Origin of the sequence: Saccharothrix carnea, assembly GCF_003014735.1 — a bacterium.
In the GTDB taxonomy this organism is placed as follows: Bacteria; Actinomycetota; Actinomycetes; order Mycobacteriales; family Pseudonocardiaceae; genus Actinosynnema; species Actinosynnema carneum.
Genome location: NZ_PYAX01000006.1, coordinates 491,807 through 516,253, shown reverse-complemented (window position 1 = coordinate 516,253; position 24,447 = coordinate 491,807). Strand labels below are relative to the sequence as shown.

At 72.3% G+C, this 24,447-nt stretch carries 25 protein-coding genes and 3 tRNA genes; 13 read left to right on the top strand and 15 right to left on the bottom strand.

Annotated features, from left to right (window positions below):
• Positions 1-141 precede the first annotated feature (141 nt).
• Positions 142-345: a cold-shock protein gene (locus tag B0I31_RS20675; protein WP_015105489.1), complete on the top strand. Its 204-nt coding sequence runs from the start codon at positions 142-144 to the stop codon at positions 343-345.
• 125 nt (positions 346-470) lie between these two features.
• Here the strand turns inward: B0I31_RS20675 and B0I31_RS20670 are convergent, their stop codons facing one another.
• Together B0I31_RS20670 and B0I31_RS20665 are read right to left on the bottom strand one after the other, a co-directional pair.
• The gene (locus B0I31_RS20670; RefSeq protein ID WP_106616974.1) at positions 471-776 is read right to left on the bottom strand and encodes a hypothetical protein; all 306 of its coding nucleotides are present in this window, start codon (positions 774-776) and stop codon (positions 471-473) included.
• Between the two features lie 264 nt (positions 777-1,040).
• Positions 1,041-1,469, bottom strand: coding sequence for a hypothetical protein (locus tag B0I31_RS20665; RefSeq protein WP_106616973.1), 429 nt, complete (start codon positions 1,467-1,469; stop codon positions 1,041-1,043).
• 164 nt (positions 1,470-1,633) lie between these two features.
• On the opposite strand from B0I31_RS20665, the gene B0I31_RS20660 reads away from it, so the two are divergent.
• From B0I31_RS20660 to B0I31_RS20645, 4 genes are all read left to right on the top strand, one after another.
• Positions 1,634-1,879 carry a hypothetical protein gene (locus B0I31_RS20660; RefSeq protein ID WP_073886083.1) on the top strand — a complete coding sequence of 82 codons (246 nt, stop codon included), beginning with the start codon at positions 1,634-1,636 and terminating at the stop codon, positions 1,877-1,879.
• A 282-nt stretch (positions 1,880-2,161) separates the two neighbouring features.
• A tRNA-Glu gene (locus tag B0I31_RS20655) sits at positions 2,162-2,234 on the top strand.
• Between the two features lie 28 nt (positions 2,235-2,262).
• Positions 2,263-2,336: transfer RNA gene (locus B0I31_RS20650), tRNA-Asp, on the top strand.
• A gap of 35 nt (positions 2,337-2,371) precedes the next feature.
• A tRNA-Phe gene (locus B0I31_RS20645) sits at positions 2,372-2,448 on the top strand.
• A 44-nt stretch (positions 2,449-2,492) separates the two neighbouring features.
• Here the strand turns inward: B0I31_RS20645 and B0I31_RS20640 are convergent.
• Positions 2,493-3,236, bottom strand: a complete 744-nt coding sequence (locus B0I31_RS20640) for a protein phosphatase 2C domain-containing protein (RefSeq protein ID WP_106616972.1) — start codon at positions 3,234-3,236, stop codon at positions 2,493-2,495.
• 65 nt (positions 3,237-3,301) lie between these two features.
• Between B0I31_RS20640 and B0I31_RS20635 the strand changes: the two genes are divergently transcribed.
• Positions 3,302-3,514 (top strand): helix-turn-helix domain-containing protein, encoded by a 213-nt coding sequence (locus B0I31_RS20635; protein ID WP_106616971.1) that lies wholly within the window; start codon positions 3,302-3,304, stop codon positions 3,512-3,514.
• Entirely contained in the window at positions 3,511-4,047 is a 537-nt protein-coding gene (locus tag B0I31_RS20630; protein ID WP_106616970.1) for a Clp protease N-terminal domain-containing protein, read from the top strand. The genes B0I31_RS20635 and B0I31_RS20630 overlap by 4 nt, the downstream gene beginning before the upstream one ends.
• Here B0I31_RS20630 and yczE read toward each other — a convergent pair.
• Positions 4,016-4,645 (bottom strand): membrane protein YczE, encoded by a 630-nt coding sequence (gene yczE / locus B0I31_RS40710; protein ID WP_181320255.1) that lies wholly within the window; start codon positions 4,643-4,645, stop codon positions 4,016-4,018. The genes B0I31_RS20630 and yczE overlap by 32 nt on opposite strands.
• 61 nt (positions 4,646-4,706) lie before the next feature.
• Between yczE and yczR the strand changes: the two genes are divergently transcribed.
• Positions 4,707-6,167 (top strand): MocR-like transcription factor YczR, encoded by a 1,461-nt coding sequence (gene yczR, locus B0I31_RS20620; RefSeq protein ID WP_106616969.1) that lies wholly within the window; start codon positions 4,707-4,709, stop codon positions 6,165-6,167.
• Between the two features lie 809 nt (positions 6,168-6,976).
• Here the strand turns inward: yczR and B0I31_RS20615 are convergent.
• From B0I31_RS20615 to B0I31_RS20580, 8 genes are all read right to left on the bottom strand, one after another.
• Entirely contained in the window at positions 6,977-7,936 is a 960-nt protein-coding gene (locus tag B0I31_RS20615) for a hypothetical protein (RefSeq protein WP_146173897.1), read from the bottom strand.
• A 322-nt stretch (positions 7,937-8,258) separates the two neighbouring features.
• Positions 8,259-9,155, bottom strand: a complete 897-nt coding sequence (locus tag B0I31_RS20610; RefSeq protein ID WP_106616967.1) for a CHAT domain-containing protein — start codon at positions 9,153-9,155, stop codon at positions 8,259-8,261.
• Complete coding sequence (locus B0I31_RS20605; RefSeq protein WP_106616966.1) at positions 9,152-9,574, bottom strand: hypothetical protein; 423 nt, start codon at positions 9,572-9,574, stop codon at positions 9,152-9,154. Before B0I31_RS20605 ends, B0I31_RS20610 begins: the two co-directional genes overlap by 4 nt.
• The gene (locus B0I31_RS20600) at positions 9,571-10,110 is read right to left on the bottom strand and encodes an RNA polymerase sigma factor (protein ID WP_106616965.1); all 540 of its coding nucleotides are present in this window, start codon (positions 10,108-10,110) and stop codon (positions 9,571-9,573) included. The genes B0I31_RS20605 and B0I31_RS20600 overlap by 4 nt, the downstream gene beginning before the upstream one ends.
• Positions 10,111-10,198: 88 nt before the next feature.
• Positions 10,199-12,370, bottom strand: a complete 2,172-nt coding sequence (locus B0I31_RS20595) for an FtsX-like permease family protein (RefSeq protein ID WP_106616964.1) — start codon at positions 12,368-12,370, stop codon at positions 10,199-10,201.
• Positions 12,371-12,538: 168 nt separating this feature from the next.
• Positions 12,539-14,836 carry an FtsX-like permease family protein gene (locus B0I31_RS20590; RefSeq protein ID WP_106616963.1) on the bottom strand — a complete coding sequence of 766 codons (2,298 nt, stop codon included), beginning with the start codon at positions 14,834-14,836 and terminating at the stop codon, positions 12,539-12,541.
• Positions 14,833-15,558, bottom strand: coding sequence for an ABC transporter ATP-binding protein (locus tag B0I31_RS20585; RefSeq protein WP_106616962.1), 726 nt, complete (start codon positions 15,556-15,558; stop codon positions 14,833-14,835). The genes B0I31_RS20590 and B0I31_RS20585 overlap by 4 nt, the downstream gene beginning before the upstream one ends.
• Positions 15,555-16,079, bottom strand: a complete 525-nt coding sequence (locus B0I31_RS20580) for a PadR family transcriptional regulator (RefSeq protein ID WP_106616961.1) — start codon at positions 16,077-16,079, stop codon at positions 15,555-15,557. Before B0I31_RS20580 ends, B0I31_RS20585 begins: the two co-directional genes overlap by 4 nt.
• A 151-nt stretch (positions 16,080-16,230) precedes the next feature.
• Between B0I31_RS20580 and B0I31_RS20575 the strand changes: the two genes are divergently transcribed.
• A complete protein-coding gene (locus B0I31_RS20575; RefSeq protein WP_083667837.1) occupies positions 16,231-16,767 on the top strand; it encodes a CGNR zinc finger domain-containing protein in 537 nt (178 codons plus the stop codon).
• A 142-nt stretch (positions 16,768-16,909) separates the two neighbouring features.
• On the opposite strand, the gene B0I31_RS20570 is transcribed toward B0I31_RS20575, so the two are convergent.
• The gene (locus B0I31_RS20570; RefSeq protein WP_425444379.1) at positions 16,910-18,166 is read right to left on the bottom strand and encodes a DUF445 domain-containing protein; all 1,257 of its coding nucleotides are present in this window, start codon (positions 18,164-18,166) and stop codon (positions 16,910-16,912) included.
• A gap of 29 nt (positions 18,167-18,195) precedes the next feature.
• Here B0I31_RS20570 and B0I31_RS20565 point away from each other — a divergent pair, with 29 nt between their 5' ends.
• Entirely contained in the window at positions 18,196-19,368 is a 1,173-nt protein-coding gene (locus B0I31_RS20565) for a pyridoxal phosphate-dependent aminotransferase (RefSeq protein WP_106616960.1), read from the top strand.
• On the opposite strand, the gene B0I31_RS20560 is transcribed toward B0I31_RS20565, so the two are convergent.
• Positions 19,348-21,285, bottom strand: coding sequence for an NACHT domain-containing protein (locus B0I31_RS20560; protein WP_106616959.1), 1,938 nt, complete (start codon positions 21,283-21,285; stop codon positions 19,348-19,350). The two genes, B0I31_RS20565 and B0I31_RS20560, sit on opposite strands and share 21 nt — an antisense overlap.
• Positions 21,286-21,360: 75 nt before the next feature.
• Here B0I31_RS20560 and B0I31_RS42940 point away from each other — a divergent pair, with 75 nt between their 5' ends.
• A complete protein-coding gene (locus B0I31_RS42940; RefSeq protein WP_106616958.1) occupies positions 21,361-21,894 on the top strand; it encodes a zf-TFIIB domain-containing protein in 534 nt (177 codons plus the stop codon).
• Between the two features lie 108 nt (positions 21,895-22,002).
• Here the strand turns inward: B0I31_RS42940 and B0I31_RS20550 are convergent, their stop codons facing one another.
• On the bottom strand, positions 22,003-23,127 hold the full coding sequence (locus tag B0I31_RS20550; RefSeq protein WP_245950120.1) for a methyltransferase domain-containing protein: 1,125 nt from the start codon (positions 23,125-23,127) through the stop codon (positions 22,003-22,005).
• Positions 23,128-23,239: 112 nt separating this feature from the next.
• Here B0I31_RS20550 and B0I31_RS20545 point away from each other — a divergent pair, with 112 nt between their 5' ends.
• Complete coding sequence (locus B0I31_RS20545) at positions 23,240-23,692, top strand: helix-turn-helix domain-containing protein (protein ID WP_245950118.1); 453 nt, start codon at positions 23,240-23,242, stop codon at positions 23,690-23,692.
• 5 nt (positions 23,693-23,697) lie between these two features.
• Positions 23,698-24,384, top strand: a complete 687-nt coding sequence (locus B0I31_RS20540; RefSeq protein ID WP_106617076.1) for a hypothetical protein — start codon at positions 23,698-23,700, stop codon at positions 24,382-24,384.
• Positions 24,385-24,447: the final 63 nt, after the last annotated feature.

Below are 24,447 nucleotides of genomic sequence, written 5' to 3'. Positions count from 1 at the left end.
CCGTGGTTTCTGTGTTCGTGTCTCACGCTCGCGGAACGACACGCGGGCGTGCCGTCCCCACCCCAGAGGTGGGGGAAACGCCCCGGGACGGCCGGGGCTGCACGGTGCAGCCCCAAGCTTTCCTGCGATGGAGGCAGGTACATGGCACTGGGCACTGTCAAGTGGTTCAACTCCGAGAAGGGCTTCGGCTTCATCGCCCAGGAGAACGGCGGACCGGACGTCTTCGTGCACTACTCGGAGATCCAGGGCCAGGGATTCCGCACCCTGGAGGAGAACCAGCGGGTCGAGTTCGAGATCGGCCAGGGCACCAAGGGGCCGCAGGCCCAGAACGTGCGCAAGGTCTGATCGCTCTCAGGCGGAAACTCCCGTCTTCGCGGTGACACGCGGCAGGCCCCCGACCGGGATGGTCGAGGGCCTGTTCGCGGTTCGGGTTCGGGCCCGGCTTTCGGGAGCCGGGGCGTTTCGGGGTGCTAGTAGCCGCGCTGGCGGGCTTCCCACTCCAGTCGCTGCATGACCCATTCGGTGGCCAGCGCCTGGGGTGACGTCTGCCGCTCGGCGGCCATCTCCTTCAGCTGCTCGTTCGCCATCAGCTGGAGGCGGAGCTGGTAGACCTGCGCGTTGCCGAAGCTGGTACCGGCGGTCGTCTCCGCGTCCGTCTCCGGGGCGAGGGCCGCCAGGTACGACTGCAGCTCCTCGTCGGGGAGGACGTCTTCCTGCTCGTTCGCGGGCGGGCGATGCCGGCCTGACTTCGACCGTCCAAGGGATCCAAGAGGCACGGCCGACACGATAACGGTTGGATTGCGAACCCGGGCGAACTGTGGCCTGGGTCACAGATGTGTGCGTGGAGAGGCCCCCGCGCCAGGGGGAGGAACGCGGGGGCCGGAGGGGATCTCCACAGGCGCTGACCGGGGGTGTGTCAGCAATTCGGATTGTTGCACGCGCACGTGGGCCTGGGGAGTGGGTTGGCCCGAAATCTTCAGGTAGTCGATGGCGGGAACCCTGTGCCCGGCCCGCTTTCACCCGTGGGCCGCGCCCGGGTGCTACCCCTTGGGGGTATCGGCCTCGTCGGGCGGCTGTTCGAGGTTGGTGATCTCGCCCTCCAGCTTCTGCACCAGTTCCTCCAGGCCGGCGAGCATCCCGTCGAGCTGGCTCATCTTGTCGCTCATCAACCGGTCGATGTCCGCCTCGATCGCGGACAGCGACAGGCTGCCGAACAGCTCCTGCGGGTCCACCGCCGGTCCGGCCCCGGTGGTGTCACCCGCCGTCGCCCCGGAGCCGGACGTCCCGAAGTCGGGCGTCCCGGGGTCGGGCGTCGCGGACTCGGTGGTCTCGGGCGTCTGGAGCTCGGGCGTCGCGGGCCCGGTGGTTCCCGGCTCGGCCGTTTCGGGCTCGCGGGCCGGTGGTGGTGGCGCGGTGGCGTCGTCCGCTGCCGCTGGTTCCGGCGTCTGCCCCGGTACCGGTTCGGTCATGGCTTGCACCCTCCTCGTTCGCGACAAGCACATCACGCGACGCTTGACACCAAGTGGCCTACACGGAAAGTGACGCTCCGTCGCCCCTGAATCACTCTCCGGGGGGCTGCGGCGGTTCGATGGGCTCGCTTAGCCTCGCGCCAACCTCAAGTCGGGGAGGCGTCATGAGCGGGTCCCTTGAAGTGCGTCAGTTCCTGTGGAACCAGGACGACACGATGTCCAGGCCGGGCGGCGGTGGGGTGCCTGCCCAGCGAACCGGTGAGCCGTCGCGGATCTCGGACGAGCAGGTGCACCGGGCTCGGCTGTCGGTGGCGCGCGGTGCCACCAGTGCCGAGGACTGCCGGTTGCTGCTCGACATGCTCGGGCTGTCACCGGGTGAGGACGGGGGCGTGCCGCCGGTGCAGCGGTAAGGACATCCGAAGGTCGCGGCCCCTCCGGGACACCTCGTCCCGGAGGGGCCGTCCGCGCGGGTGGACGGCTCCCGTTGCGCGGGTGGACGGCTCCGGTAGCTCTCGCGGTGACTCGGAAGCACGGGTGAACCGCCGCGAACGGGGGTGGAATCGCAGGTCAACAACGTGTGGCACCCCCGTTTTGGAGGTGTGGACCCTCGTGCCCTATGCTTACGATGCTTCCACCGGACAGCGTGGAGGGCCTGGGAAAGAAGGTGGCCCAAGGGCTGCCGGAGGAACTGGGTCCCCATCGTCTAGCGGCCTAGGACCCCGCCCTTTCAAGGCGGTAGCGCGGGTTCGAATCCCGTTGGGGGCACGCGGTACAGTTAGGCAGAAGTGAGCAAGGCCCAGTGGCGCAGTTGGTTAGCGCGTCGCCCTGTCACGGCGAAGGTCGCGGGTTCGAGTCCCGTCTGGGTCGCAAGGCTGTTCGGCCGGTTGGTCGGGCCGCTACCTGGCCAGGTAGCTCAGTTGGTACGAGCGACCGCCTGAAAAGCGGTAGGTCGGCGGTTCGACCCCGCCCCTGGCCACCAGACCGTTACGAGAAAGCCCCTCCGCTTACCGCGAGGGGCTTTTCTCATTTCCCGGCGGTGAATCGGATGACCGCCAGCGCTTGATCGTCGTGCACTTTCGGGCGGCGCCACTTCGTGCGATCCGCGTCACCCTCCTCGGCCGCGCGGATCTCGTCCAGCACCGCTTCCGGGCCTTTTTCCGACGTGATGTCCAACACGCTTTGCCAGTCGGCGAACAAGCCGTAGTCGTCCACGCCGCAGGACACGCCGTCGGTCGCCATGAGCACCGCCCGGACCCGGTCACGCGGCCAGCTCGCCCGGACGGCCCGGTGCGCGGCGGCCGGGTCCGCCTCGGCCACCCACCAGCCGCCCTCGACGTTGCGCCAGTCCGTGATCCGGTCGACCCGGCCCCGCAGGTCGCGCAGGCGGTGGTCGGCGACGACCTCCACCCCCGTGTCGGTGAACACCACGACCGGGCTGTCCGCGAGCACCAGCACGTCGACGTCCGCGTCGGTCCAGCGCGTGATCGCGACCGTGCTGGACGGCGAGTTCCCCGAGGTCAGCTCGTGTTCGGCGGCCAAGCGGGCGATGGCTGCGGCGAGGTCGTCGGCCAGGTCGCCGTCGAGGTGGGTCAGCTGCTCGGCCAGGTGGCGCGAGTGCCAGCCGCCGTCGCGTTCCCGCGGGGTCGGCGAGGTGGCGCCGTCCAGCAGGACCACGGCGTTCGGCAGTCGGACGACGCGGTCCTCGGTGGGGCGCGGCAGGCCGTCACGGCCCACTCCGGCCCGTTCGGCGGTGGTGATCTCCGGCATCGCCACCGAGCCTAGTGCGTCAACCTGGGTTGACAAGCCCGTGATTGTCAACCAAGGTTGACGGCATGACGGAAGCGACCGAGCTCGCCTCGGCGGCGGGCGACCAGGACCCCAGGGTCGGGCTGCGAGCCGTGAGCGCGCTGCGCCGACTACTGGAAACACTCGAAGCCGTGCAGGTGCGCAACGCCCGCGCCCGCGGCTGGTCATGGCAGGAGATCGCGGCCGAACTCGGGGTCACCCGGCAGGCCGTCCACAAGAAGCACGGGGGACACCGATGATCGGGGAACGGTTCACCAGGGCCGCCCGCCAAGCCGTCCACGAGGCCGTCGTGCAGGCCGAACGCCTCGACGCGCCCGAGATCGGGCCCGAGCACCTGGCGTTGGCGCTGCTCGACGCACCGGTGCTGGCCGAGTTCGGGCTGGCCCGTGACGAGGTGGTCGAGGCGTTCGCCGCCGCTCGGCGCAAGGGCGGGCTCAGCGACGCCGACACCGAGGCGCTGCGGCGACTCGGCATCGACGTCGACCAGATCGTGGCGTCCGTCGAGCGCACGCACGGCGAAGGCGCGCTGGCCGGTTCACCCACCCGTCGACGACGGCGGTTCTTCGGCAACCACCTGCCGTTCACGGCGGCGGCGAAGAAGACGTTGGAGCGCAGCCTGGTCGAAGCACGCGACCTCGGCCACGGCACGCTCCGCGAGGAGCACATGGTGCTGGCGCTGCTGGCGGAACGCGGGCTCGTGGCCGAGGTGCTGGAGGCGCGCGGCGTGAGCTACACGGAGGTCAGGAAGCGGGTCGCTCGCGCACCCAGGTGACCAGGGGGAGGAACGCCTGGGTCAGCGGGCCGATGGTGACGGCGTAGAGGACGGTGCCGATGCCGATCGTGCCGCCGAGCACCCAGCCGACCGCCAGCACCACCACCTCGACCACCGTGCGCACCAGGCGCAACGAGGTCCCGGTCCGCGCGCAGAACCCGGTCGTCAGGCCGTCGCGCGGACCGGGGCCGAGGCGGGCACCGATGTAGACGGCGGCGGCCAGGCCGTTCAGCACGATGCCGCCGGCCAGGAAGAGGATGCGCGGCAGCAGGTCGGTCGGGATCGGCAGGAGCGCGAGCGTGACGTCGACGGCGACGCCGATGACCACCACGTTGCTGACCGTGCCGACGCCGGGCTTCTGCTTGAGCGGGATCCAGCAGAGCAGGACCACCGCGCCGACGAGCGCGGTGATCAGGCCGAACGACAAACCGGTGATCTTGGTCAGGCCCTCGTGCAGCACGTCCCACGGGTCCAGGCCCAGGGTGGCGCGGATCTGGAGCGCCATGCTCGCCCCGTAGAGCCACAGGCCCGCGAGGAGCTGCGGGACGCGGCGAACGGGCGAGACGGTGATCGGGACCTGGGTGAGTGCGGCGAGCATGTGGCCATCCTTCGTGCCGATTGGCCTTGCATTCCAGATCCAATTGGCAATAATTGGCCTTATGAACTCCGACGTCCCACCAGGTGGACGTATATCCGGCTTCAGCCTGGCCCGATTGCTCGGCGAGTGGCGGCGCCGTGGCGCACGTCACGGCTCGGCCGACCTCGCCGCGGCGATCCGGATGCTGGTGCTGGACGGCCGGTTGCCCGCCGGTACGCGGCTGCCCGCGGAGCGGGAGCTGGCCGAGGTGCTGCCGGTGAGCCGCACCATGATCACGGCGGCGTTGGACCAGCTGCGGTCGGAGGGGTTGGTCGCGAGCCGCCGTGGCGCGGGGTCGTGGATCAGCCTGCCGACCGGCACGTTGGGCGTCGTGCCGGACACCCCGCTGGTGGGGCACAGCATGGTCGACTTCGCCCGTGCCGCGCCTCCCGCGCTGCCCGGTGTGCTGGCGGCGTTCGACCAGGTCAGGCGGTACCTGCCGGATCACCTGGCCGACCACGGGTACTACGAGCACGGCGTGCCCGAGCTGCGCGCGCGCATCGCCGACCGGTACACCGCGCGGGGGCTGCCGACGTCACCGGACCAGATCGTGGTGACCAGCGGCGCGCAGCACGCGCTGGCGCTGGCGCTGCGCTTGTTCACCGGTCCGGGTGACCGCGTGCTGGTGGAGCAGCCGAGCTACCCGAACGCGCTGGACGCGATCAAGGCGGTCTCCGCGATCCCGGTACCGGTCGGCATGACCGACACCGGCTGGGACCTGCCCGGAATCGCCGCCGCCCTGCGCCAAGCCGCACCGCGCATGGCCTACGTCGTGGTCGACTTCCACAACCCCACCGCGCACCGGCTGGACGCCGAGGGCCGCGCCGAACTGGCCGACACCGCCCGCCGCGCCCGCACCCCGTTGGTGGTGGACGAGACCGTCGTCGAACTGGACCTGGACGGCGACCCGCTGGACGGCCCGCCGCCGATGGCGACGTTCGCCGACGACCTGGTCGTGACCCTGGGCTCGGCCAGCAAGTCGCATTGGGGCGGCCTGCGGATCGGCTGGATCCGCGCGTCCGCCGAAATCGTCCACCGCCTGATCTCCACCCGCACCGCGCTCGACCTGGGTTCCGCGGTGGTCGAGCAGCTGGTGCTGGCTGAACTGTTGGCCGACCCCGAACCCGGGCTGCGCGAACGGCGTGCCCAACTGGCGGCCCAGCGCGACGTGCTGCTGGAGGGCCTGCGCGAACACTGCCCGACCTGGCGCTTCCGCCGACCTCAGGGCGGGCTCAGCGTGTGGTGCGAGCTGGACGCACCGGTGAGCACCCGCATCGCCGTCGTGGCCCAGAACCACGGCATCCGCCTGGCACCGGGCTCCCGCTTCGGCGCCCACGGCGGCTTCGAACGCTGGCTGCGCCTGCCGTTCGTCCAACCGCCGGACGTCCTCCGCGACGCCGTGCGCCGCCTTGGCCTCGTCGCCGCGTCCGTCACGGGACCCGCCATGCCGACCGACGCGGATCTCACCGTTCCGGTCGCCTGACCAACCGCCCGTGCCCCGGTGCCGGCCGCCTCACGACCGTGCCGCCGCGCTGCCTCGCGTGCGGGCGGCTCCTGCCTCGCCGCCAGCTGGCCGCCGGTGCCGGTGCCGGTGACGGCTCGACGGGGTGTGGCCGGCGACTCGCAGCTGGGCGGCGGCTGGCGGGCGGCGGCCAGCGCGTGGCGGCTCGCGACCGGGCGGGGGCCTGTGAGGGCGGTCCGCGATCGGATGGCTGCGGCTCGCGTCCAGGCGGCGGCGAGTGGGTGGCGGTCCGGACCAGCTGGTGTCGCGTGCTGGCTAGCGACCGGCGGGTGGTGGCGGTGGGGCGAGTGGCAGCGGCGGCGAGTGGCAGGCGGCGGTCGGTGGGGCGAGCGGCAGGTGGTGGGTTGGTGGTGGCGGGAGGTTGCTGGCGGCTGGCGGTGGGTTGTGGATGTGGGGGGGTGGTTGGCGGGCTCCTCATGTTTTAACCGAGGGGTGGTAACAGTGTTTCCGTACATTTTGGGGCGATGATCACCCGATCGTGTTTCCCGGCGTCGGGTCCGGCGCAGCCCCTCGTTGAGCCGGAGCCCGACGGCGGTTCGTGGACCTGCGGCGGGGACGCTCCAGGGATTGGCGTCCCCTGCCGCAGGTTCCCGTGCGGTCCCAAAGCTCGCGGGGGCAGCGCGGCGATGGGACCTCGCCCGTTCCTGCCAGGGCGCGGTTGGCAGGACGGGAAGCCTGATTTGGCGTGCGCGAAATGCGTGAAGGTGCGAAATGAGCTGGTCAGACGGTGGTGGTCACGCGTGCTCAGGGCACACGGGTCCCGTCTGACGTCAATCCGGTGACGTGCTCGGCAGCCCGGGCACACTGCCCGGAGACCTGCCGTCGTCCCACCGCTCGACCGACCACGCGGCCGAAGGCTTCAGGTCCGCCTGACCGGTGAGCGACGCGATCACGCCGCCCCGGTGCCCGCCGCCGCCATCGGACGCGCTGCCCGAGGACGCAGTCGGCGCGCTGGGAGCGGGCGCCTGCTTCGGCGTCGGTGCGGGAGCGCTCGGCTCCGGCGCCTGCCAGACCACGTCGGTGTCCGGTGCGACCCGGGTGGCGTCCGGTGACGGCTCGGTGCTCGGCGCGAACGGCAGCGCGGTCACGCGGGCCGGTTCGGACACGGGGGCCGGCGGCGACTCGGGCGTCCCCGCCTCGACGGCCGCCGCACGGGCGGCGATCTTCGCGGCCACCTTCGCCTCGTACAGCGGCGCGGGCATGGTGTTCGACACCGTGCCCGAGTGGCTGTAGCCGTTGGAGTAGCCGCCCGACGAGCTGTGGCCGCCGGTGTAGGTGGGGTAGCCGGAGTAGCTGTAGCCACCGGTGTCCGAGGACATGTCGGAGTCGGACGGGTCGCGGTCGGCCTCCGGCTCGGCCACGACCGCCGGCAGCCGGTGGTCGAGCACGTCGGCGCCGGCGAACTCGACCACCGACGTCTCGACCCCGGCGATCGACGATGACTCGAACGACTGAGCCGACTCGAACGGCTGAGGTTCGAGCGTGACGGAGGCGAACGGCGCGGACTGCTGCGGCACGGTCTCGGCGAGCAGCAGCCCGGTGTCCACCGCCTGCTGCCCGTCGAGCGCCACGTTCACCACGTCGTGCGTCTTCGCTGCCTCGTCCGAGTGGTCTTCCTCCGCTGTCGCCACTCCGGCGCACAGGAACCACGCCGCCGCCGCGAAACCACCGACGGCGAGTACCCGGAGCAGCGGTGATCCGCCGCGGCGTGCCGCGAAGGGAGTTGACACCGTGGATCACCACCGTTCCGGGTGAGGCGAACGGGACGGACCGTTCGAGGTCGACGTTCTGCTATGTCTAGCACTGGGAACCGCATTTTCGAACGTTCTCCGCGCGAACCCACTCGGAAGGGCGGTGCGGTGCGGCTGTCCGTGTCGTCACACCGTCCTTTGAACACAGTCCGTCGTGTCCACCTGAAGGTGTGATGGCGGGAAATGTCCGGTGTGGACGCCCGCGTCGCGTCCGGTGTGGACGTCTGACCGGCGGCTTTGCCGCCAACGGTGCCGTTCACCTTTCCGGGCGTCCCTCGATCGGACCAAAGAATGCGCACAGTCATCCCGACCCCAGGCAGACGAAGCCCAGGTCGCCGCGCCTGGCCTGGGCATCCGCAAGCGCTTGCGCGGGCTCCGCCAGGTTAGCGTGCAGGTGGACCACGAGTTCCACCACCCGGTCGTCCGGCATCGGCCGAACGCACTCCACCACGACCCGGGCGCCGCGCCGCAACAAGATCCGCGCCAGCCCCGAATGACCCGCCGAGAGCACTGCCACCGAAGGTACGCGCGGCAAACCGTCGAGATCGTGCCCGTGCAACGGCCCGTCGCCCAATTGCAGATACGAAAACAATTCGTCTTGCCGCACGCCACCCGCCGCGAAGTGCACGACATCCGCATGCGCCAATTCCCGCAACGCCTCGTCCACCGTCGAACAAATCCGACCGCCGTGCACCGACCGCAACGCCTCGACCTCACGGCACGCACGCGGCAGCGACGGCCCGGCCACCCACAGCCGGTCGGTCAGCGCCAGCGGCCGGGTGTCCGCCCGGAACCAGCAACTCACCGATGGGGCCACCGAGACCGCCCGCCCGCGGGCCGAGGGCAGCGCGGCCCACGGCATCCGCGCCAGCTCCGGGCTCGGCACCACGACCAGCGGGCGGTCACCGGCCGGCCGCAGCGAGCGGTCCAGCTCGGCCACGCGCGGCGCGGCGGAGGACAGCGAACGGACGTGCCGCGCGACGGCCCGCGCCTCGCCGAAGTCGTGCGACCTGACCCGCCCGCCGACGACGGACACGCCGACCAGCCGCCCCCGGTGGCTGATGAACACCAGCAACGCCCGGTCGCCCAACGCGTCCACGACGTCGTTGAGCGGAACGGCCGGCCGCCCCACCGCGGCCGACCGCGACAGCACCTGGATCTCCCGCTCCAGTCGCAGGATCCGATCACGCGGCATCATGCGACGAACCACGGCGTGGCGTGCTCACGGCCCGCGCACCGCAGCACGAACCAGACCGGCCCGGACGGCACCCGACCGAGCCGGAAGCGACCGACTTCGTCGACCGCCGCCGTCACCCCGCCTCCGGGCCACCGCGCCCCGACAACGGTCCCGACCCGCGCCACCCCGGTCACGTCCCACCCACCGACGACCAGCTCGAGCCGCAGGTCGAGGCCGGTGAACGCCACCCTCCGCGGGCCACCGGACGGGTCGACGCGGACCGAGTCGGACAGCAACCGCAGGCAGGCCGCGCCGGTGCGCTCGCCGAACGCCGACCGAGCCCGCACGGCAACGGCTTCCGGCGCCGGGTCGAGGACGTCGATCACCCGCGCGAGGGCGTCGAGCAGTTCACGATCGGTGCACGACACGAAGACGGTCATCGGTCACCTCCCAGCCCGAGCCGCCGGCGCAGCACCGACAGGCACCGGCCGCGGGTGGCGCCCAGGCTGTTCACCGGCACGCCGACCGCCTCCGCGACCTGCGTGAACGACAGCTCCGGCGCGAACGCGGCCAGCCGCAGGATCTCCCGGCAGCGGTCGGTCAACGTCGCGTAGGCCCGCCACAGCCCGGCGTCACGCGCCAGCGCCGCCTCCTCCGGGGTCGGCTCGTCGCCGGCCGCCTCCCACACCTCCCGCGGCACCTCCCGGCCGCGCAGCCGCAGCACGGTCAGCGTCTCGCGCCGGGTCGTGGTCACCAGCCACGCGCCCAGCCGATCGGGCCGCCGGATCCGGGACAGGTTCTCGGCCAGCGCCAGCCAGGTGGCCTGGCAGACGTCGGCCGCGTCGTCCGGGCTCAGCCGGTGCGAACGCGGCACCGCCCAGACCAGGCGCACGTACCGGCGGACGATCTCGTGCCACGCGGCGGCGTCACCGCGGCCGGCGAGGATGAGCAGCTCTGTGTTGTCCCGATCTTGCATGCTCCTTGAGAGCACCGGGTCTGACCTGGGGATACCGCTGCCGCACGATGGTGTGGTCGGGGGAACCGGCGCTCGCGGCCGTGCGTCGCTACTCCGTTCTCAGCACCGCCGGGCGGATCGCCGAGCGCAGTGCGGGCAGCGTGCACAGCGACACCACGAGCACGACGACCGCCGCCGAGGCGACCGTGGTGGCGATCTCGGTCCAGTCGACCCGGAACCGCCCGGCGGGCGCGACGAGCCACGCCGTGCCGAGGCCGACCGGGATGGCCAGCCCGATGCCGAGCGCGGTCGGGATCGCCGACTGCCACAGCGCGGACACCGCGAGCACCCTCGGCGGCACGCCGTTCGCGGCCAGCACCGCGGTGGGGCGACGGCGTTCGTGGACCTGGTCCACGGCCGCCGCCGCGAGCCCGATCACGGCCAGCAGGGTGAGCAGCACCGATCCGCCGATGACGCCGCTGCGCAGGGACGCGAACAACTCGACCTGGCCGACCTCGAACTGCCGGCGCAGCGTGACGCCGCGGTCGGCCCGGCCGGTGGCGGCGAGCAGGCGGTCGCCGAACGACTCGTCCGGGTCACCCCGCACGACCAGTTCGGTGGGCGGCAACGAGGCCAGCACCGGATCGCCGCCTCCCGCGACCACCAGCCCGTACAGCTCGCCGGTCACCGTCCGGTACGGCGGCACGACCCACTCGCGCCCGTCGACGGTCAGCTTGGTGCCCGGCGCCGGTCCCGAGCCGACCAGGTAGGCGGAGCCGTTGGTGCAGTCGGAGACGTCGAGGCGGTCGGCGATCTCGACGCAGTCGGTGCTGGTGACGATGGCGGCCTTGGAGGCGTGCACGCGGACCTCGCTGACCTGTCGCACGCCCCCGACCAGGGCGATCGCCTCCTCCAACGTCCGCACGGAGGTGTGCTGGGGCAGGTCGAGCACCCAGCGGTCGGGTGTGTCGGACGGTGGCGCGGCGGTGAACTGGGCCGCCACGCCGAGCAGCACCTGCAACGTCAGCGAGCCGGTCAGCACCACCACGACCCCGGACAGCACGCGCGGCGCGCCCGCGTCGAAGCGCAAGGTGCGCAGGGCGAGCAGCGGCGCGACGCCTTCCGGTTCGACGCGGTGGGCGACCTGGCCGACCAGCCACGGCAGCACCGCGCCCGTGCCGGCGAGGACGAGCGCGATGCCGATGCCGAGCCCGACCGCCAGGCGCGCGTCGGCCATCACCTGCCAGTAGTTGCTGGCCGCGGAGATCACCACGATCAGCGCCGCGCCCGCGCCGATGAGCCCGAACCGCCACCACGCCCGGTACCGGGGCAGTTCGACGGCCCGGGACAGGCCGAGTGGACCGACGTCCTCCGTGCGCAGGGCCAGCAGCGCCGACACGACGGCCACCACCGGCACGCCCACCGCGATCAGGGCGCCGAGCAGCGGGTCGGGCAGCAGGTCGGTCGGGAAGAAGCCGACGCCCTCGACCTCGATGAACCGGGCCAGCGGCCGTGCCGCGAAGAACAGCGCCACGCCGACGAGCAGCCCGAGCACCGCTCCGGTCAACGTCTCGCCGCTGGCGATCCAGCGGAGCTGGGTGCGTGACGCGCCGACCAGCCGGATCGCGGCCAGGCGCTGTTCCCGGCCGGTCGCGCCGAGGCGGGTGGCGACCAGGACGAAGATGCCCAGCGGCACGAGCAGCGCGCTGATCGCGGCGACCATCAGCAGCCGGTAGATCGGCAGCAGGGTGGCCGGTGTCAGGTCGCTGCCGAACCCGGCGGCCGGGTGGGCGCTGTCGTGGTGCGCGTCGGGCAGGCCCGCGTAGAAGATCAGCGACTTGGGCCGGGGCAGTCCCGCGTCGGCGATCACGCCGATGACGCTCTCCGGGAAGCGTGCGCGGACCGAGTCCTCGGTGCGCATCAGGTCGAGCAGCTCGGGTGAGACGACCAGTTCGCCCGGACCGGGGATGCGGCCGACGCCGGGCGGCGCGGGCGCGTCGGGCGCGGTGGCGGCCAGTTCCACCCCGGTGATGAGGCGTCCTTGCCAGGACACGCTGACGTGGCGGGCTTTGAGGGTGGCGCCCGCCGTCGTGGAGTCGAGGGACGCGGCCTGCACGCGGTGGGACTTCGCCTCACGCGCGGGGCCGATCGAGGCGGCCAGCAGCAGGACCGTGACGCCGAGGCCCACGCCGGCGGCGGTGAGCGCCAACCTGGCCCAGGACGTCCGGCTGCCCCCGACAGCCAGCCGGATGCCGAGGACCAGGTCGGCGGCCCACCTCATCGGAGCACGCCCGGCGCGCTCCGGCCGCCCTGGCGGGCGACGTGGTCGGTGTGGTGTGGGAGTGGGGTCACATCTGTTCAGACGTCTCGGGGCGGTGGAACGTGGCTTCGGTGTGCCAACTGGTTGGCGTCGCCGCCCCGGACTCGGGGCGACGACGCCGACTTCGGCCTACTCGGAACGCAGCCCCAGGGCGCCGGTGGCCCGTCGCAGGGACGGCAGCGACAGCAGGGTCACGATCACGACCATCAGGGCGGCGGCGCCGCTGAGCACCGCGATCCCGGGCCAGTCGAGCACGATCGGCCGGGAGATGATCCTCAGCAGCAGGACCGCCAGGGCACCGCCCACGCCGATGGCCACGACCATCGCCAGGAGCAGCGGCACGGCGTTCTGCCAGAGCAGGGACCGGCCGAGCGCGCCGCGCGGCACACCGCTCGCCGCCAGCACGGCCAGGGGCCGCCTGCGTTCGCGGACCTGTTCCAGCGCCAGCACCAGCAGGCTGGCACCGGCCAGCAGCAGCGTGATCAGCGAGCCCGCCAGCAGTGCCTGCCGGATGCTCTCGAACTCCTGCACCCGTTCGGACGGGTCGACTTCGCCGAAGTACGAGACGATGGTGCGCCAGGTCAGCGGTGCCACGGCGTTGCGGACGTGCTCGCCGACGTCAGGCCGATCGCGGTCGACCACCACGTGCACGCTGGCTTCGCCGACCACCGGCAGGTCCTCGACCACGGAAGGCGTGAGCAGCAGGCCCGACCGGTGGCTGGTCATGCCTTCGGGCACCCGGACGTCGGTGAACGCGGGCACCGTCCACTTCAGACTCGGTTCCTGCTCCTGGTCGTCGGCGAACATCGAAACCTGTTGGCCCGCCTCGACCTTCGCGAACTCGGAGCTGCGCATGGCGGCCGGGTTCTCGAGGTAGAACGCGTCACCGTCGCGGCAGTCCGGCAGCTCGGCCTGCGCCCGCAGCGCCTCGCAGGTGCCGACCGTCGCGGAGTGGTAGTCCCGCGGGCCCGTCTTGAACGCCAGGCTCCGCAACGGGTGTGCCCGCGTCACGCCGTCCGCCCTGGACACCAGGCCGACGACCTGCTCGGTCACCTCGGGCGCCGAGTCGGCCACGTTGACCACGATCCGGCCCCGGTCCGCGTCCGGCGCCAGGCGGACGACGACGGCGCTCTGCGTGCTCGCCATCACCGACTGCAGGGCTATCCCGCCGGCCAGGACCACGGCCACGCCGCCGACCACGCGCGCCGCCGTGCCGCTCTCCAGTTGCAGCCTGCGGATCGCCAACTGCCACGACGGCGCACCGCCGCGCAACCGGCCCACCGCCCGTTCGACGACCCACGGCAGCAGCACCGGGATGCCCAGCAGCAGCAGGATGACCCCGGCGATCACGATCTCGGTCGACCCGATGATCTCCGTGCCGCCGAACCCGCCCGCCTGGGTGAGCAGCAGCGCCGCGCCGAGCGCGATCGGCACCACGCGCCACCACAGCACCCGGCGCACCGGCTTGGTCCGGCGCACCACGCCCAGCGGCTCGACCACCGTGCGGCGCATCGCGACCACCGACGTCACCACCGCCATCACCGGCACCAGCACCACGATCAGCACCGCCATCGCCGGCGCCGGCGTGAGGTCGCTGACGAACACGCTCAGCCCCAGCAGCTGGACTGACTCCACGAACTGCCGTGCGGTGAAGAACACCGCCGCGCCGACCGCCAGGCCGACCACCGCGCCGAGCAGCGCCTCACCGGCCGCGATCCGGCGCACCCGTTGGGCGCCCGCGCCGACCAGCCGCAACGCCGCCAGCCTGCGGTCCCGTTCGGCGCCCGCCAACCGGGTGCTGATCCCGACGAACACCAGCACCGGGAACAGCAGCGCGACCACGCCGACGATGACCAACAGGGTCAGCATCGGGTCGAGCGTGCGTTCCTGCGCCTCGCCGCCGTAACCGGTGATCGCGTCGGCGTCGTCCTCCGCCACGCTCGCGTCACCGATGTAGAACGTCAGGTCGCTCGGCGCGTTCAGACCGGCCTGGCCGACCGTGCCGACGACCCGCTGCGGGAACCGCTCCCGCAGCAGTTCGCCTTCCGGTGAGGCCAGGAGTTCCGCCAGCGCGGGCGACGCGAACATCTCGCCGTCGCCGGGCACCCTCGACGCACCCGGCGGCACCGGCGCGCCCGGCCCGCCCGCCCTGACGAACCGGCCGACGATCGACTCGCCGCGGTACTCGGTGTTCCAGAACCGCGAGTACAGCACGTCGCCCGACGCCGACCCGGCGGTGACGGGAGAGGCCGCGGCCTGCCGCTCGGCGCGTTCGGCCAGCACGTTCGTCATCGACGCCGCCGCGAACAGCACGGCCACCCCGATGCCGATGCCCGCGCCGGTCAACGCCAGCCGCACCCACGACGTGCGCCCGCCGCCCAGCGCCAGCCGGACGCCCAGCGCGAGATCGGCGACCCACCGCCTCACGTGACCGGCTCCATCTCGCGGGACCGGCCGTCGCGCACCACGACCTCGCGGTCGGAGTACGCCGCCACCCGCGGCTCGTGCGTCACCAGCACCACCGCCGCGTTGGTCTCCTTCGCCGCGGTGACCAGCAGCTGCATCACGCGTTCGCCGTTGAGCGAGTCGAGCGCGCCCGTGGGCTCGTCGGCGAACACCACGCGCGGTCCGGTGACCAGGGCGCGCGCGACGGCCACCCGCTGGCCCTGGCCGCCGGACGTCTCGCCGGGCCGCTTGTCCGCGACGTCGGCGACTTCCAGCCGCTCCAGCCACTCGCGGGCCCGGGCCTCGGCCTGCTTGCGCTTGACCGAGCCGAGCCGAAGGGGGAGCGCCACGTTCTCCAGGCAGCTCAGCTCGGGCACCAGCTGGCCGAACTGGAACACGAACCCGAACTCGGTGCGCCGCAACTCGCTGCGCTGGCCGTCGCCCATCGCGCTGAGCTCCACGTCGCGGTAGCGGACCGTGCCCCTGTCGGGCGTGAGGATGCCCGCCAGGCAGTGCAGCAGGGTGGACTTGCCCGAGCCGGACGGGCCCATCACGGCCACCACCTCGCCCGCGCGCACGCCGAGCCCCGCGCCGTCCAACGCGGGCGTAGGGCCGAACGACTTGTGCAGGTCGACGGCCTCCAGCAGGGGCCGCGCCGGCTGCGCGTCGTCGGTCGGGTCGCCGGTGGTCTGGTCGCCGGTCATCGGGTCACCGCCGTCTTGAGCCGGCCGAGGCGCGCGGCGGTGAGCTCCAGCCAGCGCAGGTCGGCTTCCAGGTGGAACAGGGCGTGGTCGCAGATCAGCTGGTCGGCGAGGTCGCCGCCGGCCTTGCGCTTGGTCAGCTCGCGCATCGTGGTCAGGTGGGCGGTGCGCTGGACGTCGAGCACCTCGTCCGCGCTGCGACCGGACAGCAGGGCCAGCACGACCTTCACGTAGAGCGTGTTCTGCAGGTAGGGCTCGGGCTTCTCCGGCGTGCCCAGCCAGTGCTCCACGTCCGTCACGCCCGCGTCCGTGATCGCGTACCGCTTGCGCTCCGGACCGTCGCCCGCCTCGACGCCCGCCTCTTCCACCAGGCCGTTGCGCAGCAAGCGGGAGAGCGTCGTGTAGACCTGCCCGTAGTGCAGCGGCCGGTCCTGGCCGAAGCGCTCGTCGTAGGCCTTCTTCAGGTCGTATCCGTGCCGCGGGCCCTTTTCGAGCAGGCCCAGCAGGGTGTGTCCGATCGACATGACCGCGACTATACACACGATGTATACACATGGTTCATAGCCTGATCGGCGCAGTGGGGCCGCTGGCCGAGCAGGCAGTCGGAGTAACCGATGAAGGTTGTTCGACGGTTACTTCGCCACATCGTGACTCTTCGACGCCTACAGTGGAGGGGTGACTGGTCTGGCGGCCGGCTGGGACCACGCGGCTTTCACGCAGGGTCGAGCCGGCGATGCGGAACACGATGTGGAGCTGCTGCTCGCTTTCCTGAACACCCGAGACCTCGAACTCGGCACGGACGTCTTGGACAGCGCCGCCGCTTGGCGCGCGTGGGTCACCGAACGCGGCCTGGGCCGAGCGGGTGACCCGGACGAGGTCCGCGCCGTTCGCGCCGCGCTGCGCGCCTCGCTGGGTGAACGGTACGACGGACCCGATCCGACCCCCGCCGCGGGCCTGATCCGCGTCGACCTCAGCCACGGCGTGCCCACCATGTCCAGCACCGACGCGCTCGGCGCGGTGCTGGGCGCGGCGGCACGGCTGGCCGTGCTCGGGTCGTGGGAGCGGTTCAAGATCTGCCAGGCGGACGACTGCCGGTGGGCGTTCTTCGACCGCTCGCGCAACCGCTCGCGCACCTGGTGCTCGATGCAGACGTGCGGCAACCGGGAGAAGGCGCGCAACTGGCGGGAACGGCGCGCGCTGAGCGTGACCTGAACGCGGAACTCGGGGTACCGGAACGTTCGGCACGCGGGACCTGAACGTTCGACTCGCGCGAGAGTCCTACGTTCACCCCGCGCGTGTCCCACGTTCAGGACCACCGTGTCCTACGTTCGCGTACCCGAGTTCAACGCTCAGGTCACGTCACCAGCTGGGCGACGGTGTAGATCACCAGACCCGCGAGCGCGCCCACGACCGTGCCGTTGATGCGGATGAACTGCAGGTCCCGACCGACCTGCAGCTCGATCTTGCGCGAGGTCTCCTCGGCGTCCCAGCGCTCGACCGTGTCGGTGATCAAGGTGGTGATCTCGTCGCGGTAGTTGGTCACCACGTACCCCGCCGCGCCCTCGAGCCACCCGTCGACCTTGGCGCGCAGCGACTCGTCGTCCACCATCCGGCGGCCGAACGTCATCAACCCCTCGCGCACCCGCTTGCGCAGCTCCGACGACGGGTCCTCGGCCGCGTCCAGCAGCATCTTCTTCGCCGTGCCCCACGCCGACCCGATCAGCCGCTGCACGTCCGGGTGCGTCACGAGCTGCTGCTTGACCTGATCGGCCCGCTGCATGGTCGCCGGGTCCGTGCGCAGGTCACCCGCGAACTCGATCAGGAACTGGTCCACCGCCAGCCGCATCGGGTGGTTGACGTCGGTCTTCACCGCCCACGCGAAGTTCAGCAGCTCGGTGTAGACCTTGTCGCCGAGCAGCGAGTCGACGAACTTCGGCGACCACGACGGCGCCCGGTCCGACACCACGCCCATGACCTTCTCGTAGTTGTCCCGCACCCAGTCGTACGCCCGGTCGCACACCAGGTCCACGAGCTTGTGGTGCGCGCCATCGGTGAGCACCTGGCCGAGCAGCTTGCCCAGCGGCGGGCCCCACGGCTGGTCGACCAACCGCCGCACCAGCGCCTGCTCGACCACGGCCTGCACGTCGTCGTCACGCAGCACGGTCACCGCGCCCTTCACCACGTTGGCCAGCTCGGACGTCACGCGTTCGGCGTGCTCGGGCTGCGCGACCCACTCGCCTAGCCGCCGCCCGATGCCCGCCCGGCGCAGCTTGTCCCGCACCACTGCCTCGGACAGGAAGTTCGTCCCGACGAACGACCCCAGCGCGTCGCCGAAGCTGTCCTTGCGGGTCGGGATGATCGCCGTGTGCGGGATCGGCAGGCCCAGCGGCCTGCGGAACAGCGCGGTCACCGCGAACCAGTCGGCCAGCGCGCCGACCATGCCCGCCTCGGCCGCCGCGCGGACGTACCCGACCCACGCCGGGCCGCCGTCCTCGAACAGCAGGGCGACCAGGAAGATCGCGGTGGCGGCCACGAAGAAGCCGGTGGCCACGAGTTTCATCCGACGCAGGCCCTGGCGCTTGAGCTGGTCAGCGGGGGTCAGTTGCTCCACGCCGCCATTGTCCGTGAAGATTCGGCGTTGTGCGGGTACCAGCGCTAGTCCCCAGGATGAGGCCGTTCACCTCGACGATCTTCGCCGAGATGACGGCGTTGGCCACGCGGACGGGGGCGGTGAACCTCGGGCAGGGCTTCCCGGACACCGACGGCCCGGCCGGGATGCTGGAGGTCGCCAAGGCCTCCATCGACGCCGGGCTGAACCAGTACCCGCCGGGGCCGGGCATGCCCGAGCTGCGCCACGCGATCGTCGAGCACCGCGCCCGCTACGGCACGCACTACGACCCCGACACCGAGGTCCTGGTGACGGTCGGCGCCACCGAGGCCATCGCGGCCACGTTGCTGGCCCTGGTCGAGCCCGGTGACGAGGTCGTGCTCATCGAGCCCTACTACGACTCGTACGCGGCGTCCGTGGCGCTGGCCGGCGCGACCCGCCGCACGGTGGGGCTGGTCGAGGAGCCGGGCACGGGCAGGCTCGGCCTGGACGTCGACGCGCTGCGCGCCGCCATCGGCCCGCGCACCAGGGCGTTGCTGCTCAACTCGCCGCACAACCCGACCGGCACCGTGCTCAACTACGTCGAGCTGTCCGCCGTCGCCGCGCTGTGCGTCGAGCACGACCTCGTGGCGATCACCGACGAGGTGTACGAGCACCTGGTGTTCGACGGGCTCGCGCACGTGCCGCTGGCCACGTTCCCCGGCATGGCCGAGCGGACCGTGACCATCTCCGGCGCGGGCAAGTCGTTCAACTGCACGGGCTGGAAGATCGGCTGGGCGTGCGGCCCGGCGGAGCTGATCGGCGCGGTGCGGGCGGCCAAGCAGTTCCTGACCTTCGTGGGCGGCGCGCCGTTCCAGCCCGCCGTCGCGCACGCGCTGCGGCACGAGCTGGACTGGGTCGAGGGCCTGCGCACGTCGTTGCAGGACAAGCGGTCGCGGCTGTCCGAAGGCCTGGCCGACGCCGGGTTCGCGGTGCGGCCGAGCGAGGGCACCTACTTCATCACCGCGGACGTCCGGCCGCTCGGCTTCACCGATGGCGCGCAGCTGTGCCGCGAGCTGCCCGAGCGGATCGGCGTGGCGGGCGTGCCGGTGCAGGTGTTCACCGACCACCCCGACCAGTGGCGGCACCTGGTGCGGTTCGCGTTCTGCAAGCGCGACGAGGTGCTGGACGAGGCGATCTCGCGGCTACGCAAGCTCGGCGTCTGACCTGACCTGGGACGGGCGGTCGCCCGCCAGCCGGTCCTGCACCAGCGCGTGCCGGAACTGGTAGGCGGCGCCCGCCTGCCGCAGCACCCCCAGCTTGCGCGCGTCGTCCAGGAACACCATCAGCTCCCACGGCAGCTTGCCGCGCGCCGCCAGCCAGATCCGCGCCACGGTGAACCACCACCAGCGCAGGTGCAGCACGGACAGCGTGAAGCCGAGCATCAGCCCGCACACCAGGCCGAGCCCGACCATGCCCGACTGGGTCGGCCCGAACACCAGCCCGGCCGCCGCGCCGAACACCACGGCCAGCACCAGCGAGCCGGTCCACACCGCGATCCGGTCCCGTGCCATCGTCCACTTGGGACTCGACGGGTGGCTCAGCTCGGCGTTGTTCGCCAACCCGAACCGCAGCGCCACCGCCACCGCGATGCCCAGGCCGACGACCAGGCCCGCGGACAGCCCGTACAGGGCGCCGAACACCAGGCCCGCCGCCGTGCCGAGCACGCCGCTGACCACGACGAGGCTGCGCCACACCCCGAGCCGGGGTTTCACCACGCGGTGCCCGGACGCGTACAGCGCGGCGACCGCCACCGCGACACCGGCGGCCAGGCCGGTGATCGGTGCCAGCTTCGGCGTGCTCGCGTAGGCCATCAGCCAGGCCACGCCGAAGCCGCCGATCAGCCCGAGCGTGAGCGCGCCGAGCAGCGCCAGCCACGTGTTGGCGACCGAGCGGCGCAGCTCCCACCAGCCCAGCTCGCGCACGCCGCGGCGATGCATCTCGGTGGCCAGGAACGTCAGCCAGCGCGCCGCCTTGTCGCGCGGCCAGACCTGGCTCGCCCGGGCCTGGTGCGCCACGCCCCGGTCGCCGAACGCGCCGGTGACCAGCAGGTCCGCCAGGTGGTTCTCGATGGCGACGCGGTCGGGGAACCGGCCCCGGTCCAGCAGCTCGCTCGGCTCGCCGTACCCGTAGACCACGCCCGCCAGCCACACCGCGAGCGGCGTGGACAGCGCGTCGGCCAGCCGTCCGTCCGGCTCGTCGCGCAGGTGCAGGAAGACCGGTTCCCAGCGGGCCGCCGTCACCGGGTTCGACACCGACCGCAGGTAGCCCGCGACCTCCTCCAGGTCCACCGGCTGCAGCTCCACGACCTGCGCGTTCGGCACCTCGGTCGCCGTTTCGGCGAACTCGTCCGTGCGGCAGGTCAGCACCAGCGGGTGCGAGCCCGGGAACGCGCGGTTGATGCGGTCGAGCGCATCGGCCCGCCGTTCGGCCGGGATCTGGTCCAGGCCGTCGAGCACCGGGAAGATCCGGCGCTGTTCGACCAGCAGGTCACCGGCGTAGCTGCCGTACAGCTCGGTGTTGCGCAGCGCCGGGTGGTCCTCGTACAGCCGGCGGGTCATCCAGGTGCGGACGTCCTCCACCTCCGGGTTCCACGTGGACAGCGGAAGCAGGAACGGCACCGGGCCGTCCACGAGGCGGTCGAGCAGCCCGATCGTGAGCAGCGTCACGGTCGTGCTCTTGCCCGCGCCGGGTTCGCCGAGGAACACCATGCGCGGGTTGCGCTGGAACGCGCGGACGACCGCGTCGCTGTGCCCCGGTTCGCCTCGCGTGGCGCTCCAGTGCAGGTCCAGGACGTGGTCGTGCAGGCCGCGGGCGCGGCACTCCTCGTTCCACTGGGCGTGCAGGGCGCGGGCGAGGGCGCTCGCGGCGGCGTCGAGGTTGTCGTCGGTGGCCAGGCCGGCGGCGCGCCTGCGGTGCAGCCACGGGTCGAGCGCGGCGAGCAGCCCCAGGAAGCCGAGGGCGAGACCGGTCAGCCACAGGTCGGGGTCGATGCCGTAGTCGGTGACGAACAGGCCGGCCGCGGCGAGCACGGCGGCCAGCACGCACACGGCGAGCACGGCCCGCTGGCGGAATCTGGACACCTCCGCATCATGACGGACCCATCACGGATGGTGGTGACGCGGTCACCCCCGTGTCGTTTGCGTACCCTCGATGGCGTGATCTGTCCGAAATGCCAGGACCTCATGCGGACCATCAGCCGTGGTTCCGTGCACATCGAGCAGTGCGAGAACTGCAAGGGCGTGTTCCTGGACGGCGGCGAGCTCGAGCAGATCATCGCCGCCGAGCGGGCGCATTACGCGCAGCCGTACCGGCCGGAGGGCGTGCCGGTGTCGATGCCCGTGCCGGTTCCCGCGTCGGTGCCGGTACCCGTGCCCGTTCCGGTGGCTGCCGCCGACCCGACCGCGGTCATGCCGGTCGAGGGGACGCTGCCGGCTGACGGTGCCGCGCCGGTGGAGGGTGGGCAGCCTCCCGCGCCCGTCGCGCCCGTGCCGCCGGCCGAGCCCGCCGCGGGTCCGCCTCCGCCCTACCAGCCGCCGCCCGGCACGCAGGTCGGCCCGCCGCCGCCTTACCAGCCGCCACCCGGCACGCAGCCCGTCGCGCCGCCACCGCCGGTGTACCCGCCTGGGTACTACGACCCGCGCTACCCGCCGCGCCGCAAGCGCAGCTTCCTGGAGGAGCTGCTCGACTGAACGCGTTCCGAGCGTTGAACTCGGGGGTCCTGAACGTAGGACACGGTCGTTCTGAACGCAGGACACGCGGGACGCGAACGCAGGACACGCGGGGCGTGGAGGTACGACTCACGGGAGTGGCCAGGTCAGCGAGGTGTCGTCCAGGGCGAAGTGCTGCCCGGTCGGCGCCGCGGTGAAGGTGAACTGGTGGCGGCGGGGTCTGCCCAGCGCCCGCCACTGCCGGTGGGCGGCTTCGGCCACGTCCCACAGCGCGCGGGGACCGCCCTGGTCGACCACGGCGCCGCGGTGGCGCACCCACGAGCCGTCCGGGTGCACGAGCCGGATCGGGTCGGCCGCCACCGCCACCTCGGCCAGCGCCAGCCCGGCGAAGAACTCGAACGCACTGGCCGGGTCCAGCACGCTGCGCGAGGACAACAGCGTCGTGCGCGACGTCGTCGGCGTCGCGGTCAGCGCCTCCAGCAGCGCCTCGTCCGCCCACGCCTGCCGGTGCGCGCGCAACGGCATGAACCGACCGTCCTCCAGCAGCACGCGGCCGGTCGCCTGCCCGTCCCGCACGGTCAACCGCACCAGACCGGCGCCGATGGCCCGGTTGAACGTGGTCACGATCAGCCCGCCGGGCGCGGTCTGCTCCAGCCACGCCGTGGGAATGCGGGACACGGCGCACGTGCCGAGGACCCGGTCGTACGGAGCCCGCGGCGCGTAGCCCTGCTCGCCGTCGCCCGCCACGCACGTCGGGTGGTAGCCCGCGGCGGCCAGCCGTGCCTCGGCGCGCACCAGCACACCGGGGTCGACGTCGATCGAGGTCACGCGCTCGTCCCCGAGCGCGTGGCAGAGCAGCGCCGCGTTGTAGCCGGTGCCGGTGCCGATCTCCAGCACCCGGTCGCCCGGCGCGACGGCCAGGGCCTCCAGCATGATCGCCATGATCGTCGGCATGCTCGACGAACTCGTGGGTACTCCCGTCACGGCGCCGGTCGAGAGTGCTTGCTCCCACGCCCGGTCGTCGCCGTCGAGCTGGGTCACGCAGACGTCGTTGCGGTAGACCAGCGCGAGGTGGTCCGGGTGCTCGGCGGTCACCGGCTCCCACGAGCCGTCTGGCCGCTGGACGAAGAACCCCGGCAGGAACACGTGCCGCGGGACCTGGCGAAACCCGTCCGCCCAACGCTGGTCGCGCAGCACGTCGGCGACCAGCAGCGAGTCGACCAGCCGCGCTCGCAGGTTCGCCGCAACGTCCACGAGGTCCACCGTAGCCCTGTGGGGGAGCACACGTCCGGATCGCTAGCAGAGCGCTTGCAGTAGCTAGCACCTCCGCGTACCGTCGACATCGGATCGAGGAGGTGCCGCGAAGTTGGACAAGTCCATCGACGAGGCGGTGGCCGATCTCGGCCGCGACATCGGCGAGTACATCCGCCAGCAGCGCAACACCGCGAAGATCTCGTTGCGGCAGCTGGCCAAGCTCGCCGGGGTCTCCAACCCGTACCTGAGCCAGATCGAACGCGGCCTGCGCAAGCCGAGCGCGGAAATCCTGCAGCAGATCGCCAAAGGGTTGAGGATCTCGGCTGAGGCGCTGTACGTCGAGGCCGGGATCCTGGAGCAGCGCGAGGGCGGTGCTCTCGCGGACGCCATCGTCACCGCCCCCGACCTGACCGAGCGGCAGAAACAGGTGTTGCTCGACGTCTACGAGTCGTTCCGGCGGGAGAACACCGCCGGCGGAGCCGGCAACCAGACAACCGCCAAGGCGGACACGACCGCCGGTCCAGCCGGTGGCCCGACCGCCCACCAGAACAAGCCGGAGGAATGATCTCCATGCCGAACCTGCCCACCACCGAGGAACTGCGCAAGGCGGGCGAGCAGGCCGTCGCCGCCGCCCGCACCCCGCTGCTCGCCGCCCTGGGCGCCGGTGACCTGGCCGCCAAGGCCGTCATCGAGGCGCTGAACAAGGCCCGCGAGCGCGCCGAGTCGGCGAAGACCGCGGCCGAGTCCGCGGACCTGAAGAAGGACCTGCGCGACAAGCTCGACCCGGCTGAGCTGCGCAAGGTCGTGGACGCCTACACGCAGTCCGCGCTGAACCTCTACCAGTTCCTCGCCCAGCACGGCGAGGAGGCGCTGGAGAAGCTGAAGACCCAGCCGGGCCTGCAGAAGGCGCTGCACCAGGTCGAGGAGGCCGTCGAGACCGCGCAGAAGCGCACCGAGGCCGCCGCCGCGGACGCCCGCGTGCTGGCCGACGACGTGCTCGGCAAGGTCTCCCGCCGCACCCGCGCGGTCGGCGAGAAGGTCGCCGACGACCTGGACGACGCGAGCGAGAAGCTGGCCGAGACCGTGGTCGAGATCGGCGGTGACGTCGCCGCCGAGGTGCGCGGCACCACCCGCAAGGCCGCGCCGCGCAAGCCCGCCGCCACCAAGCCGGTCACCGCGACGAAGCCCGCGGGCACGGCGAAGACCACGGGCACCCGCCCCACCACGGCGAAGAAGCCGACCGACAGCACCAAGTGACCCGACCGCGACGGGGCGTCCCACCAGGGGCGCCCCGCTCCGTCTGTACCGCGACCGCTTCGC

Bases quoted from the DNA above. Each gene is read 5' to 3' on its own strand.
- B0I31_RS20675 (WP_015105489.1), top strand. From the start codon at position 142: ATGGCACTGGGCACTGTCAAGTGGTTCAACTCCGAGAAGGGCTTCGGC.
- B0I31_RS20665 (WP_106616973.1), bottom strand. From the start codon at position 1,469: ATGACCGAACCGGTACCGGGGCAGACGCCGGAACCAGCGGCAGCGGAC.
- B0I31_RS20660 (WP_073886083.1), top strand. From the start codon at position 1,634: ATGAGCGGGTCCCTTGAAGTGCGTCAGTTCCTGTGGAACCAGGACGAC.
- B0I31_RS20640 (WP_106616972.1), bottom strand. From the start codon at position 3,236: ATGCCGGAGATCACCACCGCCGAACGGGCCGGAGTGGGCCGTGACGGC.
- B0I31_RS20635 (WP_106616971.1), top strand. From the start codon at position 3,302: ATGACGGAAGCGACCGAGCTCGCCTCGGCGGCGGGCGACCAGGACCCC.
- B0I31_RS20630 (WP_106616970.1), top strand. From the start codon at position 3,511: ATGATCGGGGAACGGTTCACCAGGGCCGCCCGCCAAGCCGTCCACGAG.
- yczE (WP_181320255.1), bottom strand. From the start codon at position 4,645: ATGCTCGCCGCACTCACCCAGGTCCCGATCACCGTCTCGCCCGTTCGC.
- yczR (WP_106616969.1), top strand. From the start codon at position 4,707: ATGAACTCCGACGTCCCACCAGGTGGACGTATATCCGGCTTCAGCCTG.
- B0I31_RS20610 (WP_106616967.1), bottom strand. From the start codon at position 9,155: ATGATGCCGCGTGATCGGATCCTGCGACTGGAGCGGGAGATCCAGGTG.
- B0I31_RS20605 (WP_106616966.1), bottom strand. From the start codon at position 9,574: ATGACCGTCTTCGTGTCGTGCACCGATCGTGAACTGCTCGACGCCCTC.
- B0I31_RS20600 (WP_106616965.1), bottom strand. From the start codon at position 10,110: ATGCAAGATCGGGACAACACAGAGCTGCTCATCCTCGCCGGCCGCGGT.
- B0I31_RS20595 (WP_106616964.1), bottom strand. From the start codon at position 12,370: ATGAGGTGGGCCGCCGACCTGGTCCTCGGCATCCGGCTGGCTGTCGGG.
- B0I31_RS20585 (WP_106616962.1), bottom strand. From the start codon at position 15,558: ATGACCGGCGACCAGACCACCGGCGACCCGACCGACGACGCGCAGCCG.
- B0I31_RS20580 (WP_106616961.1), bottom strand. From the start codon at position 16,079: ATGTCGATCGGACACACCCTGCTGGGCCTGCTCGAAAAGGGCCCGCGG.
- B0I31_RS20540 (WP_106617076.1), top strand. From the start codon at position 23,698: ATGCCGAACCTGCCCACCACCGAGGAACTGCGCAAGGCGGGCGAGCAG.